At 72.1% G+C, this 15,660-nt stretch carries 12 protein-coding genes; 8 read left to right on the forward strand and 4 right to left on the reverse strand.

What is annotated here, in order from left to right:
* Positions 1-126 precede the first annotated feature (126 nt).
* From M2302_RS14595 to M2302_RS14605, 3 genes are all read left to right on the forward strand, one after another.
* Entirely contained in the window at positions 127-2,370 is a 2,244-nt protein-coding gene (locus M2302_RS14595; RefSeq protein WP_280838442.1) for a hypothetical protein, read from the forward strand.
* A gap of 101 nt (positions 2,371-2,471) precedes the next feature.
* Positions 2,472-2,795 (forward strand): hypothetical protein, encoded by a 324-nt coding sequence (locus M2302_RS14600; RefSeq protein WP_280838443.1) that lies wholly within the window; start codon positions 2,472-2,474, stop codon positions 2,793-2,795.
* A gap of 126 nt (positions 2,796-2,921) precedes the next feature.
* Positions 2,922-3,728, forward strand: coding sequence for a hypothetical protein (locus M2302_RS14605; protein ID WP_280838444.1), 807 nt, complete (start codon positions 2,922-2,924; stop codon positions 3,726-3,728).
* A 39-nt stretch (positions 3,729-3,767) separates the two neighbouring features.
* Here the strand turns inward: M2302_RS14605 and M2302_RS14610 are convergent, their stop codons facing one another.
* Entirely contained in the window at positions 3,768-7,049 is a 3,282-nt protein-coding gene (locus M2302_RS14610; RefSeq protein WP_280838445.1) for an NACHT domain-containing protein, read from the reverse strand.
* A 249-nt stretch (positions 7,050-7,298) separates the two neighbouring features.
* Here M2302_RS14610 and M2302_RS14615 point away from each other — a divergent pair, with 249 nt between their 5' ends.
* The 4 genes from M2302_RS14615 (at position 7,299) to M2302_RS14630 (ending at position 11,219) form a co-directional block, all read left to right on the forward strand.
* Positions 7,299-8,612, forward strand: coding sequence for an AAA family ATPase (locus tag M2302_RS14615; protein WP_280838446.1), 1,314 nt, complete (start codon positions 7,299-7,301; stop codon positions 8,610-8,612).
* 240 nt (positions 8,613-8,852) lie between these two features.
* Complete coding sequence (locus M2302_RS14620) at positions 8,853-10,010, forward strand: class A beta-lactamase-related serine hydrolase (protein ID WP_280838447.1); 1,158 nt, start codon at positions 8,853-8,855, stop codon at positions 10,008-10,010.
* A 162-nt stretch (positions 10,011-10,172) separates the two neighbouring features.
* Entirely contained in the window at positions 10,173-10,568 is a 396-nt protein-coding gene (locus M2302_RS14625) for a GIY-YIG nuclease family protein (RefSeq protein ID WP_280838448.1), read from the forward strand.
* A 150-nt stretch (positions 10,569-10,718) separates the two neighbouring features.
* Entirely contained in the window at positions 10,719-11,219 is a 501-nt protein-coding gene (locus M2302_RS14630) for a GNAT family N-acetyltransferase (protein ID WP_280838449.1), read from the forward strand.
* A gap of 9 nt (positions 11,220-11,228) precedes the next feature.
* On the opposite strand, the gene M2302_RS14635 is transcribed toward M2302_RS14630, so the two are convergent.
* Together M2302_RS14635 and M2302_RS14640 are read right to left on the reverse strand one after the other, a co-directional pair.
* A complete protein-coding gene (locus tag M2302_RS14635) occupies positions 11,229-12,215 on the reverse strand; it encodes an aldo/keto reductase (RefSeq protein ID WP_280838450.1) in 987 nt (328 codons plus the stop codon).
* 63 nt (positions 12,216-12,278) lie between these two features.
* The gene (locus M2302_RS14640; RefSeq protein WP_280838451.1) at positions 12,279-13,028 is read right to left on the reverse strand and encodes an SDR family oxidoreductase; all 750 of its coding nucleotides are present in this window, start codon (positions 13,026-13,028) and stop codon (positions 12,279-12,281) included.
* 102 nt (positions 13,029-13,130) lie between these two features.
* On the opposite strand from M2302_RS14640, the gene M2302_RS14645 reads away from it, so the two are divergent.
* On the forward strand, positions 13,131-13,958 hold the full coding sequence (locus M2302_RS14645) for a helix-turn-helix transcriptional regulator (protein ID WP_280838452.1): 828 nt from the start codon (positions 13,131-13,133) through the stop codon (positions 13,956-13,958).
* A gap of 4 nt (positions 13,959-13,962) precedes the next feature.
* On the opposite strand, the gene M2302_RS14650 is transcribed toward M2302_RS14645, so the two are convergent.
* On the reverse strand, positions 13,963-15,498 hold the full coding sequence (locus tag M2302_RS14650; protein ID WP_280838453.1) for an NAD(P)/FAD-dependent oxidoreductase: 1,536 nt from the start codon (positions 15,496-15,498) through the stop codon (positions 13,963-13,965).
* Positions 15,499-15,660: the final 162 nt, after the last annotated feature.

The raw sequence follows: 15,660 nt of genomic DNA on the forward strand, positions 1-15,660 counted from the left end.
TGCGCCGCGTAGGGCCGGCGCCATGTACCTGGCGGTCGAGGGAGGCGATGTCGCGCGTTCACGACAAAGGCAACTACGCAGCGTGACAGAATCGCTACGTTCTCCTCGTTGAAGGGTTGAGTAGGCATGACCATCACCGAACCGAACGCCGGCGTGCCGGTTCTCGGGCTCGACGGCGGCATCGACACGGAGGTGCACGTCCTGGCGGAGGTCCAGGCAGGCGGATACGCGTTCGAGTCGGCTGGGTTCGCGCCGGGAATGGATCCGAGCGCACCGAGGGCCGGGGCGGCGACGATGGAGACGACGGCGGCGTATATGGCCACCGCGGAGCCGGCTGCGCGGGACGGGGGGAGGGCGGCACCGCAGGCCGCACCGCCAGCGGCCCCACCGACACCGGTACCGGGGGTCTTCGCCACCCGCCTGGGCACGGTGAGCGGCCGCTACCGATCGCCCGCGATCGGCTTCCAGCTTGAGCTGCGGGTGGATGTCGACGGCAGCCGACCGCTGGGCCGGCTGAGCGGGGACTACTACTCGGTGGTCGGCGGGACGACCACCTACTACGGTTCGTGGACCGTGGACGCGGTGACAGTCACGCGGACGCCGACGAAGATCATCATTGTGGGTACCGCCCGTACCACGTGGTTGAGCACCTACACGGTCGCCACCGTGACTGTGGGTCGCCGGTCGCCGTCCCAGCCGTCCGCGCCGGCCACCATCACGTGGTCCACGCCGAGCGGCGCCCAGGGCGCCACCTACGTGTGCGCCTTCGCGTCGTCTGCCTACCGCACGGTGGAACTCGAGCAGGACTTCGACCAGGGGGTCACCGCGTTCAACTCGTACGACACGTCGTCGCTGCCCAGCGGCGGCCCGGGCCGGTTGCTCACCGTCGGTGCGGCATACCGGGAAGCTGGCATCCAGATGCTCGACACCGGGGCGGGGAATGTCGTACCGGCGCCGGCCGGCGGGGTGTGGACGGATGACAGCCTGCACCACGCGATGGAGGCCCACTTTTCGCGCTGGGCCGACCGGCCGCAGTTCAAGGCGTGGCTGCTGCACGCGAATGCGCACGAGTTCGGCACGGACCTGCGCGGCATAATGTTCGACCGGAAGGGACCGCAACGGCAGGGGTGTGCCAGTTTCTACCAGAGAATCTCGTCCGGGTCGGCGGTGGATCTGCGCAACCAGCTGTACGTCAACGTCCACGAGTTGGGCCACTGCTTCAACCTGTTCCATTCCTTCCACAAGTCGCACATGACCCCGCCCATGCCCAACCGCTTGGACGCACTGTCCTGGATGAACTACCCCCGCAACTATGAGCCCGGTAGCGGGGCGCCAGGCGGCGAGGCGGCGTTCTGGGAGGCGTTCCCGTTTCAGTTCGACGATCTTGAGCTGGCGCACCTGCGGCACGGGTTCCGCGACGCCATCGTCATGGGCGGGAACCCGTTCGGCACCGACGCCGCACTGAAAGTAGCCGACGCGTTCTCCGACCCGGTGTTGGACCGCAGCGGGCTGAGGCTGCGCATCTCGACTTCCCCCGAGCGGCCGATCCTGGGCACGCCGGTCGTGCTGACCATTGAGCTCGCCGTCGATCGGCAGCAGTTCGTGCACCGGCCCGAGCAGCTCCACCCGAAGTACGGCTTCGTCGAGGTCGTGATCGGCCGGCCGCGCGGCGACGTGGTCGTGCACCGCCCGCCGGTCCGCCACTGCGCGGTGCCCGACCTTGTACCCGGCGGGCGAGAGCAGGTCTACCCGGTCAGCGCCTACATCGGATACGACGCGGTGGTGGGGCAGATCTTCGAGGACGTGGGGACTTACCGGATCCGCGTCTCCTACGTCGCCCCAGAGGGCACAATCGTGCTGTCCAACATCGCCAAGGTGCGGATCGGCGGGCCCCACGACGACCGGGACGAGCGGGTGGCCGACCTGATGCTCAAGGACCAGACCGGCATGGTGCTCACCCTGCTCGGCAGCGACTCGGGCTACCTGCGCGAGGGCACCGAGGCCCTGCGGACGATCCAGACCGAGTACGCCGACCACTCGAACGCCGTCTACGCGCGACTCGCCCTCGGGATGAGTGCGGCACGCCTGTTCACGGGCGTACGGCCCGACGGGTCGGTGGGCATCCGCAACCGGAATCTCCAGGAGGCCGATACGTTGCTGCGCGAGGCGGTTGACGCCTCCCGCGGCACCGAGGGCCTCGACGACCTCACGGTGTTCCAAGCCCTGGCCTACCTGGCCAACCAGCACGCCGCGGAGGACGACCAGTTCGGTGCCCGGTCGCTGCGCCAGGAAGCTCTCGGGCTGGCGCGTGAGAAGAACGCCCCCGCCGCCGTGCTGGAGTCGATCCAGACCGAGACGCCCGGCGCGTGATGGGGCTCTCGGCCGTCACGGGGGGAGGATGGAAGACGCCCCCACCCGGCTTCCCCATGCCCCCGGCGGGACGGCCGGCGGATGAAAGTGGGGTGTCACCCATGACGGCCTCGATGAATGGGCCGAGCGAGGTGGAGATCGAGCTCGGCGAGGGATTTACCGACGACGATGTCACGGTTCTCGTCGATGGGCAGGAGCTCTGGCGGCAAGACAACGTCTCGACCAACTGGTCGGTGGGCATCGCCGACGTCGTGCGGGTAACCGCGCCCGCCTCCGGCTCGCCCGCCGTCGAGGTCCGGGCACGCGGTGCGGCAGCGGTCCTCCGCGTGGATGCCAGCGGCGGCGGTCGAGTACGGCTACGAGCCAACCTCGATCCGCACGGCGATCTCCACCTCGGGCCCGCTACCGGTGGCCCAGTCTTCTGACCGGCGCGGTTCAGGCGGGCGGCGGCGAGACACCTCGGCAGGGGCCCCAGCAGGACTCGGCCGATCCGACCATCAGCACCCGCGGGGGCGCGGTGTGCGTTCCCGCATCCTGAAAGGAGACCTAGGGTGTACGAGGGCACCTGCGTTGGTGGGCCGCTGGACGGCCACACCATCACCGTCCGCTGCCCCGACGGGGTGCTGGTGGCTGACCGGCCCACCGGCCGGGCGTGGCTCTACGACCGTCGCGAGGGCGAGTTCCACGTACGCGATCAGCAAGCCCGCCAGCTCGACCCCGACCGCGCCGTCACCACGGCGCTGAGCGAGGGTTGGGACGTGATGGCCCTGCCGGACGCGGGGATGGCGGATGGGGCGGGCAACCCGGACCCGCAGCGGATCACCGACGCGATCTGGCGGTTCTGGCTCGGCTTCAAGGCCCTCGAGCCCACCGTCCTGCTCGGGGGCGTCTACGCGGTCAAGCCCGGCTACCACTCCTACCGCGACAGGCTGCCCAGCACCGACTACTCCACCGGCCGCGACGTGGCTGCCGACAAGCGGGGTCCGGGCGACAAGGCCAGCGCGATCGACCTGACCATGTCGACCGCCGCCATGATGAAGTACACCAAGCGCCTCGACGACGCCGCACGCGCCCGTGATCCGCGCCTCTACACCCCCGATGGGCCGGTGTTGCGCGAATTCATTGGCACGAAGGACGGGAGCGTCGTGTACTGCTACGTCCTCATGGGCGGCTGTCCGCTGGGCGTCGGTGCCGATGCCGGCCCCGACCCGGGCCGGGACACGAGCCATCTCTGGCACCTGCACCTGTCGATCATCCGCGCCTTCTGCACAGAGGTCGATGCCCTGGCCGGGGTGCTGTCGGTGCTCTCGGGCCAGCCCGTCGACGGCTGCGACCGCGCTACTGCGGAGGATGGCTGACCGTCGACCGGTCGTGGCCGGCCTGCCCGCCGCTTCTGGTCACTTCCGCCAGGCGGGGGCCATCCGCTCGGACATCTCCCGCCAGAACGTCCGCAAATCGTTCCGGTTGACCGCCTGCCAGTCCGCCCGCCCCGGGGACCGCAGCCAGCGCCCGACGAGGTCGACCTGGTGGGCGCAGAACGCCTCGTCCATCTGGTACGGCAACTCGTCCCCCTTCGGCGGCAGCGGGCACAGCCGGAACGGGCAGTCGTCGATGCACGTGGCCCCCGGTTGCACGTCGTGGGCCTGGCGGCGGCTCAGGGTGACCCGCATGGCGCTGCGGTCGATGGTGAGGCACGGCGGCAGCTCGGCGCGGCTGGCCCGGCTGAGCCGGCGCGCGCGCTGGTCGTTGTCCCGTCCCCGGTCGGCGAGGTTGAGCAGCAGCATCACGTCGGCCAGCAGCCGTTGGGCCCGCGGTTCCAGGACGGCCCAGCCGTGCGAGGGCGGCAGCCAGGATCTCTGGAGCCGGCGAATGCCCGGCTGGGGGCTGACCGACCCGACCCGCCCGACGATCTCCCGCTCGTCCAGCCAGCAGTGCCGCTCGGGATGGCGGTCGATGAGCGCCTCGACGCACAGGTCCGCGACCTCCAGGACGAGCGGGTGGGCGGTACCGCTGCCGGGCTGCGGGGCGGGGTTTCCACCCCCGGCGATGGAGGTCCAGAAGCCGACCAGCCCGCGCGGGTCCGAACCGTGACCCCGCTCGCGCAGCGTCTCCCCGGGATCCTGGGGAAGGGCGAGCAGGGTGAGCGCCTGGATGAGCACCAGGTGGGAGTACCAGAACCGGGAGTGCCGCAGCGCCTTCTCGGCTTCCTCGATCAGCACACTGCGGTGCGCCGGGTACGTTCGGCAGTTGGCCGCCAGCCGGAATCCCTGCGCCAGGGTGAGTTCGTAGACGCGAGCCCCCTCGCGGAAGTCGGTGGCCAGGCGGTCGACCCAGCGCCGCAGGGTCTCCCGGGCTACTCCCTGCCAGTCCGGCTCGCCGGGGCCGGGTGCGGCGTCGGCGAAGAGGAACAGCGACGGCGCGATCCAGGTCCGCAGCTCCTCCAGGCGCTCCCGGCCCTGCGTGTTGGCCGCCTGCGGTGGCTGGTCGAGGAGGTCGCGCAGCGCGCGGACGGCCGCGTTGCCGCCGCTGGCTATCTGGCGGGCCGCGGTCAGTCGGGGCAGGTACGACGTCTCGTACGCCATCATCTGGAACAGCTGCCGGTACTGCGGGGTCGGTTGCTGTCCCCGCAGTCCGGCGGGTTCCGGGGGTCGGTCCCGCAGCTGCCGCGCGGCGTCGCCGTACCGGTGCACGAGGGCGATCTTGGCGTCCTCGAGGGGGCGGTCGGTGACGGAGCCGTCCCCCTGGTACTGCGGCCAGGCCTGGCGGATGGCGTCGGCCAGTTTCTTGTGGGTCGTGTGCCCGCTGGCGGCGTCCATCTCCAGCGCGGCGCCGAACATCTCCAGGGCCCGGGTGCGGTTGGGCGTCCGGATCGCCGCGTCGCAGAGCCGGTGTACGAGAGCGACCGACCGGGCCCGGGTGGCCTTCGCGTCCCCGGCAGTCACGGACAGTCCCCCCGTCTGCCGGACGGCGTCGCCGAGGCGGAGCAGGGTCCCGCGCCGCACGGGTGGCTTCCGCCGCCCGTCCAGCCGTTCGAACGCGCCCGCGCTGCGGGTGTAGAGCGTGAGGGCGGAGAGCAGTTCCCGTCCGGGGCCGTGGTTGCGGGTGAAGGCATGCTGCAGGAAGTCGTCGTCGCGCAGGGCGGCGGTGAGGTAGCGGGAGCCGAGGTATGCCTGGATCACCCCGTGCTGGAAACGGACCCCGTCCTGCCGCTTCACCACGATGTGCAGCGCGTCCCCGGTGGTCTCGGCGAGCCCGAGGTCCTGCGGGTTGTCGGCGCTGAGCTTGTGCAGCCGGGCCCGGAGCTCGGCCAGGATCCACTGGCGGCCGGCGTCCTTCGCGCCGTTGCCGCCGGTGAGTTCGCTGGTACGGACCGACAGCCGGTTGTCGCGCAGTCCGATACAGGCGAGCGCGGAAAGCACCTCGATCGCGTCGGACCGCTCGATCTGCGGCATGCCATAGTCCTCGTAGAGGTCCCCGGCGACGATGGCGGCCCACCACTCCTCCAGCAGAGACCAGCGCATCGCGGATCTGCCCTGGTCCGTCGGCCCGACCCGGTTCAGGCGGTCCACCTCGTGGAGCTGGCTGATGACCCGCAGGAAGAACGGCGAGTCGGCGACGTCGGCGGCCGTGACGAGTCCGGTGATCCGGTCCCACTGGTGACCGGCGTCGGAGCGGCGGCTGCGGGCCTGCACGTACTCCAACGCGGCTCCCTGGGAGAGCGGCTCCAGTTGCAGCAGCAGCGCGTCCAGCCCACGCAGCGGGTCGTCGGGCCGCGACGCGACCACCAGGGGGAGCCGCTCGCGGACCGCGCCCCGGACGGCCTCGCGGAGCACGCTGTCCCGGTCGGCGGGCTGGGCGGAGTCGGCGAGGACCTCCTCCAGGCCGTCGGCGAGCACCACGATGCGGTTTTCCAGCCAGAGCCGCCGCCACACCTTGTCGGCCTCGCCGGCGGAGTGCAACTGGGTGTCGATGGTGCGGGTGAACTGGTCGAGGGCGAGCTGGTGGAAGTTCAGCTTCTCCGGGTCCGTGACGCTTCGCAGGTCGATCCCGATCGGTACGACGTCGGTGGCCATCAGCATCTCCGCGAGCCGGACCAGCGTGGCGGTCTTGCCGGTGCCGATGCCTCCCACCAGCAGCAGCGGGCGCCGGGTTGGTTCGTTCCGGAGCCGCTGGATCATGAGTTCGCACAGTTCGTCCCGGCCGACGACACAGCTGGCGCTGGTGTCGCGTTCGGCGGTGGGTAGCACCATCCGGAGGTTGCGCAGGGCGTTGCGGTCGTACCAGCGACGGACCGGGACGTACCGCCAGAACAGGAAGACCGCCAGGCCCAGCGCCAGGATCAGCGGGCCCTTGACGAAGCCCTCCACCTGCCCGCAGTAGTACGACCGGGGCGCTTGCGCCGCGCACCACTTCGACATCGGCAGGAAACCGGGCTCGGTGTTGAGGACCGTCAGGACCAGGGAGAAGAGGGTCCACACCACGAGCACCCCGGCGGTGCCGACGATCGCCCACCGCAGCCCGCGATGGTGCCGCCAGCTCATCCGGTGGTCGGACCGCTCGTCCGTCCGCCGGCGGCGGCTCCGTTCGGCCTGGCGTTCCCGTCGGGTCCGCCACCTGCGCCGGCGCTGGCGTAACCACAGCTGGGCCGCCCAGACCGGACCACGTCTCGGCCCGCGCATGGACACCCCCATGATCGACATGGCCGGCTACCGGGCGGAGGTGCCGTACCTACTCGCCTACGCCCACGCTAGTGCCCGCTCCTGCAGGTCAGTGCCCGCTTCCGGCATTCTCACGGCGGGGCGGCGGCAACGGGCGGGGTCAGCCGCCGTGGAGCCCCGGACGGCGCCGTGCCGAGAACAGGAGCGGGCGTGAGGTAGCCGGAGGATTGCCGGTAGGGTCCCGGAGACCCTTGTCGGGAGGTGTGCTCGATGCTTGCTGGGCTGGAGGTGCCGCCCGCCGTCGAAGCGGAGCGGGTGATCACCGCCGTGCTGGCCGACCTTCGCTCCGGCGACCACCGCGGCGTGGTCGTCGACTCCCCGCCCGGCGCCGGCAAGTCCACCCTCGTCGTCCGCGCCGCCGCCGAACTCGCCACCGCCGGCGAGCCGCTGATCATCATCGCGCAGACCAACGAGCAGGTCGACGACCTCATCGACCGCCTCGCCCGCAAGGCCCCCGAGGTGCGCATCGGCCGCCTTTCCGCCGCCGACTACCGACCGTCCGACCGGGTGAAGGAGCACGAGACGGTCAAGGTCGCCGCCAAGGTCGCCGACCTCGGCGGCCCGGCCGTCATCATCGGTACGGCCGCGAAGTGGGCCACGGTCACCGAGGGCTCCTGGCCGTGGGCGATCGTCGACGAGGCGTACCAGATGCGGTCGGACGCCCTGCTGCGCGTGGCCGCCCGGTTCGAGCGGGCGCTGTTCGTGGGCGATCCCGGCCAGCTCGACCCGTTCTCCACCGTCGACACCGCGCGCTGGACCGGCCTGACCTGGGACCCCATGCAGTCGGCGGTGGCGGTGCTGCTGCGGCACAACCCCGAGCTGCCCGTCCACCGCCTGCCCGTCTCGTGGCGGCTACCTGCCTCCGCGGCACCAGTGGTCGCGGCGGCGTTCTACCCGTTCACCGGCTTCCGCGCCGGCACCGGCGCGGGCGACCGGGCGCTGTCGTTCACCGAATCCGGACCGGGCGATGCGCTCGACGCGGCCGTCGAGTTTGCCGCCACCACCGGGTGGGCGCTGCACGAACTGCCGGCCCGGCACACCCTGCGCACCGACGCGGAGGCGGCCTCGGCGTGCGCCGCGCTGGCGCTGCGCGTGTTGCAACGCGGCGCGGTCGCCGTCTCCGAGCACGCGCCGGCCGGCGCGCCGGTCACCGCCGACCGGATCGCAGTCGGGGCCGCGCACCGCGACCAGGTCGCGGCCATCCGCGCCCACCTCGGCGAGGCCGGGGCGGGCGTCACCGTCGACACCGCCAACCGGCTCCAGGGCCGCGAGTACGACGTGACGATCGTGCTGCACCCGCTGTCGGGGCGGCGGGACGCCACGGCCTTCCACCTAGAGTCGGGGCGGCTCTGCGTGTTGGCGTCCCGGCACCGGCACGCCTGCATCGTGGTGGCGCGGGCGGGTATCGGCGAGCTGCTGGACGGCCATCCGTCGACGGAATCGGTGCACCTCGACGTTCCGGTCAAGTTCCCGGACGGCTGGGCCGCGAACCAGACGATGCTCTCGCGCCTGGGCGCGACGTAGCCTGGTCCAGCGCCCCGGCCCGTTCCTGGAACTCCTCGGTCCGGACGGGTGACACCGGCACCGCCGCCGCCGGCGGGATGGCGAGCTACATATCGTACGGAAATGACGAAGATGCGACCCGGGCACTCGTCTTCGCGGTCACGGGAGGGGGCTGTTCGCGTACCACCGAAGAGGCGGCGATGGACGGCGGTCGGGGCCGTCGCGTTACTCGCGCTGCTCGGCACGTTGGAGCCGACCCCGGTGGACGGCAGCGGGCCGGCGCCCGCGTGGGGGCCGGTGCGGGCGCCGGGCAGCGCTGCGGCGTGGCTGGCCTTCCCCAGCGGGGTCTTCTCGGTCGACACGGCCGACCGCACCGTCCGCTACCGGGCCTGCGACGGCGACACCGGCCGGATCGCCGACCCGAGGATGCGGGTCGCCGGCGGCACGGCGAGCGGCCTGGTCACCGCCGCAGGCAAGACCTACACCTACCGGGTGCCACTGGTCGGCCGCACCCGGGGCTTTGTCGAAGTGGTCCGCCCACATCAGCAACCCCACCGGCTGGTCGGCGAGGTGGTCACCGACCCGCAGCCGCCCACCGACCCCGCCGCCGGCCGCCGGCTGCCCCCGCTGACCGGGCAGCTCGCCCGGGTCGTGGCCGCCGCGACCGACAACCGGGCCGGCGTCACCGTGCGCGACCTCTCCGGCCGGTACGGCAACCAGCAGATCGCGGTCAACGGCACGTTCCGGCCGAAGGCGGCCAGCGTGATCAAGCTGTGGATCCTGGTCGAGCTGCTGCGCCGGGTCGACTGCGGGCAGCTGTCGCTCGACCGGGGGGTGCGGGTCACTCGCGCCGACGTGGTCGGCGGCGCGGGCAAGCTGAAGTCCGAGCCGATCCCGCAGCTCGTGACCACTCACCGGCTGGCCGAATACATGATCGAGTACAGCGACAACACCGCCGCCAACGTGCTGATCGACCAGCTCGGCGGGTTCGCGCCCGTCAACGCCCTGATCGACTCGATGAACCAGCGCGACACCGTCCTGGCCCACAAGCTCTTCGACGGCGGCGCCGACCCCGGCAAGGAGAACTACACCAGCCCGGACGACGTCATCTCGCTGCTCGGCGCGGTCTGGGACGCCAGGATCCTCACCGAGCCGTCCCGTGACCTGATGATCGGCTTCATGCGCAACCAGACCCGCAACTCCAAGATCCCCGCCGCCCTGCCGCCCGGTACCCCCCTCGCGCACAAGACCGGCGACGATACCGACGCCTCCCACGACGTCGGCTACTGCCTCACCCCGGGCGCGGAGACAGCCGTCGCGTTCCTCACCACCGGCCCGTTCCGCAGCGGCAGCGAGACGGTTCGACAACTCGCCCGTACCGTCTCCGACCACGTCACCCCGGGGTGCGGCTTGGGGTGAGATTACCCGCGTGTGGACCTCGTGTTCTGCCGGATCGCCCGCTGGCTGGTCCGGCTCGCCTGCACGAAGACGTGGCGGCCCGATGCATGAAGAGACCTGCGGCGTCCCCGCGAACTTTCGCCGAGGCTGCCGACCGTGGCCCCGCCTCGGTACCGTCCGGGGATGACCGAGATCACCCATGAGGACCTGCTGACGGGCTTCACCGTTTCCCGCCCGTACACGATGGATGTTGTCGCGGATGCGCCCCGCGCCGCCGGCGTGCACGTGGTGGTCGCCGGCGACACGGTTATCTATGTGGGGCAGACCTCGAATCTGAAGGACCGGCTGCGCCAGCACCTGACCGGCAGCCGCGCTTCCTCCGTGCTGCACGACCAGGTTGGCCAGCTGCTCGACCGGTCCGGGCCGGTGGCGTCGGCCGCCGACATCGCGAGCTGGCTCGGCCGGTGCATCGTCCGCTGGCGGGAGAGCGACCACCCGGAGGCCGACGAGGACGCACTGGTGGTGGCCCTGAAGCCGCGCTTCAACCGGCAGGTCCCCCGGCAGCACCCCACCCCCTGAACCGATCGTCGCGCTGAATCGTTTGCGACATCAGCTCCAGAGCGACCGCACCACGCACCGCCGGCCGGCCGCGCACGTCAGCCGGCTCGTGACCCCGGAACGTCGGTGCGGGTTGCTTCAATGAGCGCCCACAACGGACGGGGGAGACGGATGACCGAGGTGCGCATCGCGCGGTGGGACGAGGACGACCTGGACCTGCTGCGTCGCCTCAACGCGCCGGAGGTCCGACACCACACCGGCGGCCCGGAGACCGACGAGGAGGTGCTCGCCCGGCACGAGCGGTACCTGCAGGGGCCCGGTCCCCGCAGCGGCTCGATGTTCACCGTGGCGCTGCCCGACGGGGTGAAGGTCGGCAGCGTCGGCTACTGGGAACGTGTCTGGCACGACGAGCCGGTCTACGAGATGGGCTGGGCGATCCTCCCCGAGCACCAGGGGCGGGGCCTGGCCACCGCCGCCGTACGCGCTGTGGTGGCCGAGGCCCGCGCCCACGGCCGGCACCGGTGGGCGCATGCGTACCCGTCGGTGGACCACCCGGCCTCGAACGCGGTCTGCCGCAAGGCCGGGTTCACCCTGCTGGGCGAGACCGAGTTCGAGTATCCGCCCGGGCACCTGATGCGCTCCAACGACTGGCGGCTCGACCTGAAGGCCTGACGAGGCCGGTCAGCGCGCGGCGTCCAGCCGTTCCCGCTGCGCGGCGGTCAGCTCCAGCTCCACCGCTTCGAGGCTCTCGTCGAGCTGGGCCACCGAGGAGGCGCCGACCAGTGGGATCGACGGCGTCTCGCCGCCCATCAGCCAGGCCAGCACCACCTGGTTGACCGTCGCGCCCGTCTCGGCGGCCACCTCCCGCAGCGCGGCCAGCCGGCCGGGCGCGCTCGGCAGGTCGTACTCCGGGCCCAGCGGCTTGTCCGGCCGGGTGTAGCCGCCCTTCACCAGCGGCGAGTACGCGACCAGCGTCAGCGCCGGCTCCGCCCGCAGGTAGCTGGCCAGGTCACCGCCGACCGAGCCGGGGTCGCCGTCCGGGTCCAGCTCGCTGGGCAGGTCGGTGCGGCGCTGGAGGTAGGTGTGGTGGTACTGGAGCACCTCGTACCCGGGCAGGCCGGCGGCGGCGGCCAGCGCGCGGGCCCGCTCCACCCGCCACGCCCGGTGGTTGCTGGCCCCCAGCAGCCCCACGGCGCCCTCGGCGACCAGCTCGCCGAAGGCCGCCACCGTCTCCTCCAGCGGCACCGTGCGGTCCTCGATGTGCGCGTACAGCAGGTCCAGCTTCGCCATTCCGAGCCGCTCGCGGCTGCGCTCCGCCGACTCCCGGATCACCTTGGCCGACAGCCCCTCGGCGTTGTCGGTGTAGCTGGTGCCGGGGGTGAGCGGACGCGCCCCCAGCTTGGTGGCGACGACGATCTCGTCCCCGACGCCCCGGCTGCGCCGCCAGCGGCCGAGCAGCTCCTCGCTCTCGCCGCCCTGCCCGCCGTTCATCCAGAACGCGTAGTTGTCCGAGGTATCGACGAAGGTGCCACCGGCCTCGACGTACCGGTCGAGGATGGCGTACGAGGTGGCTTCGTCGGTGGCGGTGCCGAAGAGCATCGCGCCGAGGCTGAGCACGCTCACCTCGCGCCGGGTCCGCGGGTCCGTGCCGATCGTGCGGTAGCGCATGAGGTCTCCCATTCGACGTGGAACCTCCACCCTGGACGTTCGAGCGCACTCGAAGTCAAGGGCTCACCAGGGCAGCACCCCGTACGAGTCGTCGGCGGCGAGGTGCCCCCAGAGCTGACCGCTCGGCCCGCCCGCCGGCAGCGTCGCCAGGTGCACGCTCACCTCGGCCCCCTGCGCCGGTGTGCGGTAGCCGGAGGAACCGTTGAGGTCCGTCGCGCAGTAGCCCGGGTTCGCGGCGTTGACCAGGATCGGGGTGTCCCGCAGCTCCTTGGCGTACATGGCGGTGACCATGTTCAGCGCCGTCTTCGACGACGGGTAGGGCACCGAGGTCAGCGGCCAGAGGAAGCTCTCCGGGTCGGTCATCGCGGTGATCGAGCCGACCTCGCTGGAGACGTTGACGATCCGCGCGGCGGGGGCGCGGCGCAGCAGCGGCAGGAACGCGTTCGTCACCGTCACCACCGCGAAGACGTTCGTCTCGAACACCTCACGCAGGTTGGCCAGGGTGGTCTCGCTGGGCAGCGCCGACCCGTCCGCCCGGGCGATCCCGGCGTTGTTCACCAGCACGTCCAGCCGGCCGTACGCTTCCTCGACGTGCCGCGCGGCGGCGGCGACCGACGCCGGGTCGGTCACCTCCAGCGGCACCGGGTGGGCGTCCGCGCCGCCGGCGCGCAGCGCCGCCACCGCCTCCCGGCCGCGCCCGGCGTCCCGCGCGCCGACCAGCACGGTCATCCCGCGAGCGGCGAGCTCCCGTGCCGTGGCGTACCCGATTCCCTTGTTGGCCCCGGTGATCAGGGCGATGTTCGTCGTGGTCATGGCGTCGAGCCTGCCGGCGGGCCGCGCCGGCCGGGAGAGACCGGCCGGGACTGGGACCGGCGGTACCACCCTCGGCGTCCGCGCGTGCGGCAGGCTGGGGGCATGACCGCACCCGGGTTGCGCCGCGACGAACTGGCCACCTTCCTGCGCACCCGTCGGGCCCGGTTGCGCCCCGCCGACGTCGGCCTCCCCGACGGGGTACGCCGCCGCACGCCGGGCCTGCGCCGCCAGGAGGTCGCCCAGCTCGCCGGGCTGTCGGTCGACTACTACGTGCGGCTGGAGCAGGGCCGGGGGCCGCACCCGTCCCGGCAGGTGCTCGCCGCGCTGGCCCGGGCCCTGGTGCTCACCCGCGACGAGCGGGAGTACCTGTTCCGGGTGGCCGGCCAGAGCCCGCCGCCGGTGCCCGGGCCGAGCCGGGAGGTCACCCCCGGACTGCGCCACCTGATCGACGCGATGACCGAAACCCCGGCGTACGTGGTGGACGCCAAGTACGACGTGCTGGCCGTGAACCGGCTGGCCGCGCAGTTCGTCGGGGACCTGTCGGCGGGGGAGCGCAACATGATCCGCTGGATGTTCCGCCAGCCCGCCCCGCGTCCGGACGACCCGGAGATGCTGCGCTTCGTGCGTGACTCGGTGGCGGATCTGCGCGCCGCCTATGGCCGCTATCCCGGCGACCGGGGCCTGGCCGAGCTGGTCACCGAGCTGCTCGGCGTCTCGCCCCGGTTCGCCGCGCTCTGGGCCGAGCACGACGTCGCCGAGCGTCGTCCGGTGGTGAAGCGGGTGACGCACGCCGAGCTGGGGCTGCTGGAGTTCGAGTGCCGGGTGCTGCTGGTGCCGGAGACCGACCAGCGGCTGATCGTCTACACCGCCGCGCCCGGCTCGCCCACCCGGGAGGTGTTTCGCCGGCTCGCCGACCGGGTGGACTGCTGACGATTCAGTTGACCCCGGTCGGTCGACGCTCCGCAGGGCGGTCGGCGGTCGTCGTGGCGACGGTGCGTGCCGGCACGGTCGGCGCGTCCCGGCCGGTGCCCCGCCGCCCGTCGCCGCCCTTGTCGGTGCTCTGCTCGTGGTAGTCCTGCTCGACGTTGACCGTCCAGACGTCGTGGCCGGCGCCGTGCACGATGTTCTCGGCGGTCAGCATGGCGGTCAGCATGGAGTGGTCCTGGTTGTTGTAGCGGTGCATCCCGTTGCGCCCGACGGGGTGCACGTTGGGCAGCTCCCGCGCCAGCCACGCCCGGATGGTGTCGACGTTGTGCTGGTAGCGGTCGTCGTACACCGGGTAGGCCTTCGGCATCCGCACCACGTACCCGCTCTCCACCGCGCCGGGCCGCACCAGGCCGAGCTGCTGCAGCTCGGCGGTGGCCCGCGCGATGAGGTCGGCGTCGGAGGTCCGCCAGGTCTCGTCGTCCTCGAACACGAAGTACTCCAGGCCCAGGCAGGTGCGGCCGTCCTTGACCAGGTACGGCGACCAGGAGCCGAAGTTCTGGATCCGGCCCACGTTCACCGCCGGGTCGTGCACGTAGATCCAGTTGTCCGGGAAGGAGAACTCCTCCGGCACCACCAGCGCCACGGTCAAAAAATCCCGGTAGCGCAGGTCGGCGGCGCATTCGAGCACCTCGGGCGGGGCGGCCGGGCGCACCGCCGCCACCAGCTCGGAGATCGGCATGGACGAGATGACGTGGTCGACGGGGAGCCGGCGTTCCCCGCCCGGCCCGTCGACGGTGACCGCCACCGCCCGCCTGCCCTCGTGGTGCACGGCCTTCACCCAGGTGCCGGTGCTGACCTCGCCGCCGCGCTTGCGGACCTCTTCCGTGCAGCGCTCCCACATCATGCCGGGGCCGAACTTCGGGTACTGGAACTCCTCGATCAGGCTGGTCACGTCCTTGCGGTTGCGGCGGGGCAGCAGCGCGTTGAGCACCGCGCGGGCCAGCGACAGGTTCTTGATCCGCTGGGCGGCCCAGTCGGCCTGCAACTGGTCGGCCGGCATCCCCCAGACCTTCTCGGTGTAGGTCTTGAAGAAGATCGAGTAGAGCCGCCAGCCGAAGCGCGCCGACACCCAGCCCTCGAAGTGCGACTGGTCCTTCGGCGGGCGCAGCCGCGCCCGGGCGTACGAGCCCATGCAGCGGGCCGCCTCCCGGACGCCGAGGTTGCGCAGGGCGTTGCCGGCGTTGAGCGGGTAGTCGTAGAGCGCGCCCCGGTAGAAGATGCGGCTCATCCGGGGTCGGAGCAGGAACTCCTCGTCGGGCAGGATCTCGTGCCAGAACTCCTCGACCCGGCCGACCTTGGTGAAGAACCGGTGCCCGCCGATGTCGAAGCGCCAGCCGTCCCGCTCGACGGTGCGACTGATCCCGCCGACCACGTCGTCGGCCTCGAACACCCGTACCGTCGCGCCGTGCCTGAGCAGCTCGTACGCGGCGGTCAGGCCCGCCGGGCCCGCGCCGATGACCACCGTGCCGTGACGCTCGTCCATCCTCACGCCGCTCCCTGCCCTCGGGTCCGTCGGACAGGCGCGGTTACCCGTTCTCTGCGCTGTCTCACATCCGCCGGCCCGGAACTCCTGATCATGCTGCTCGGGGTCGGGCGGTGGGGGGCGCGGAGGTGTCAGCCGGCGTAGGCGGGGGATGCCCGGCCG

Source organism: Micromonospora sp. A200, from assembly GCF_029893845.1.
Lineage (GTDB): Bacteria > Actinomycetota > Actinomycetes > Mycobacteriales > Micromonosporaceae > Micromonospora > Micromonospora purpureochromogenes.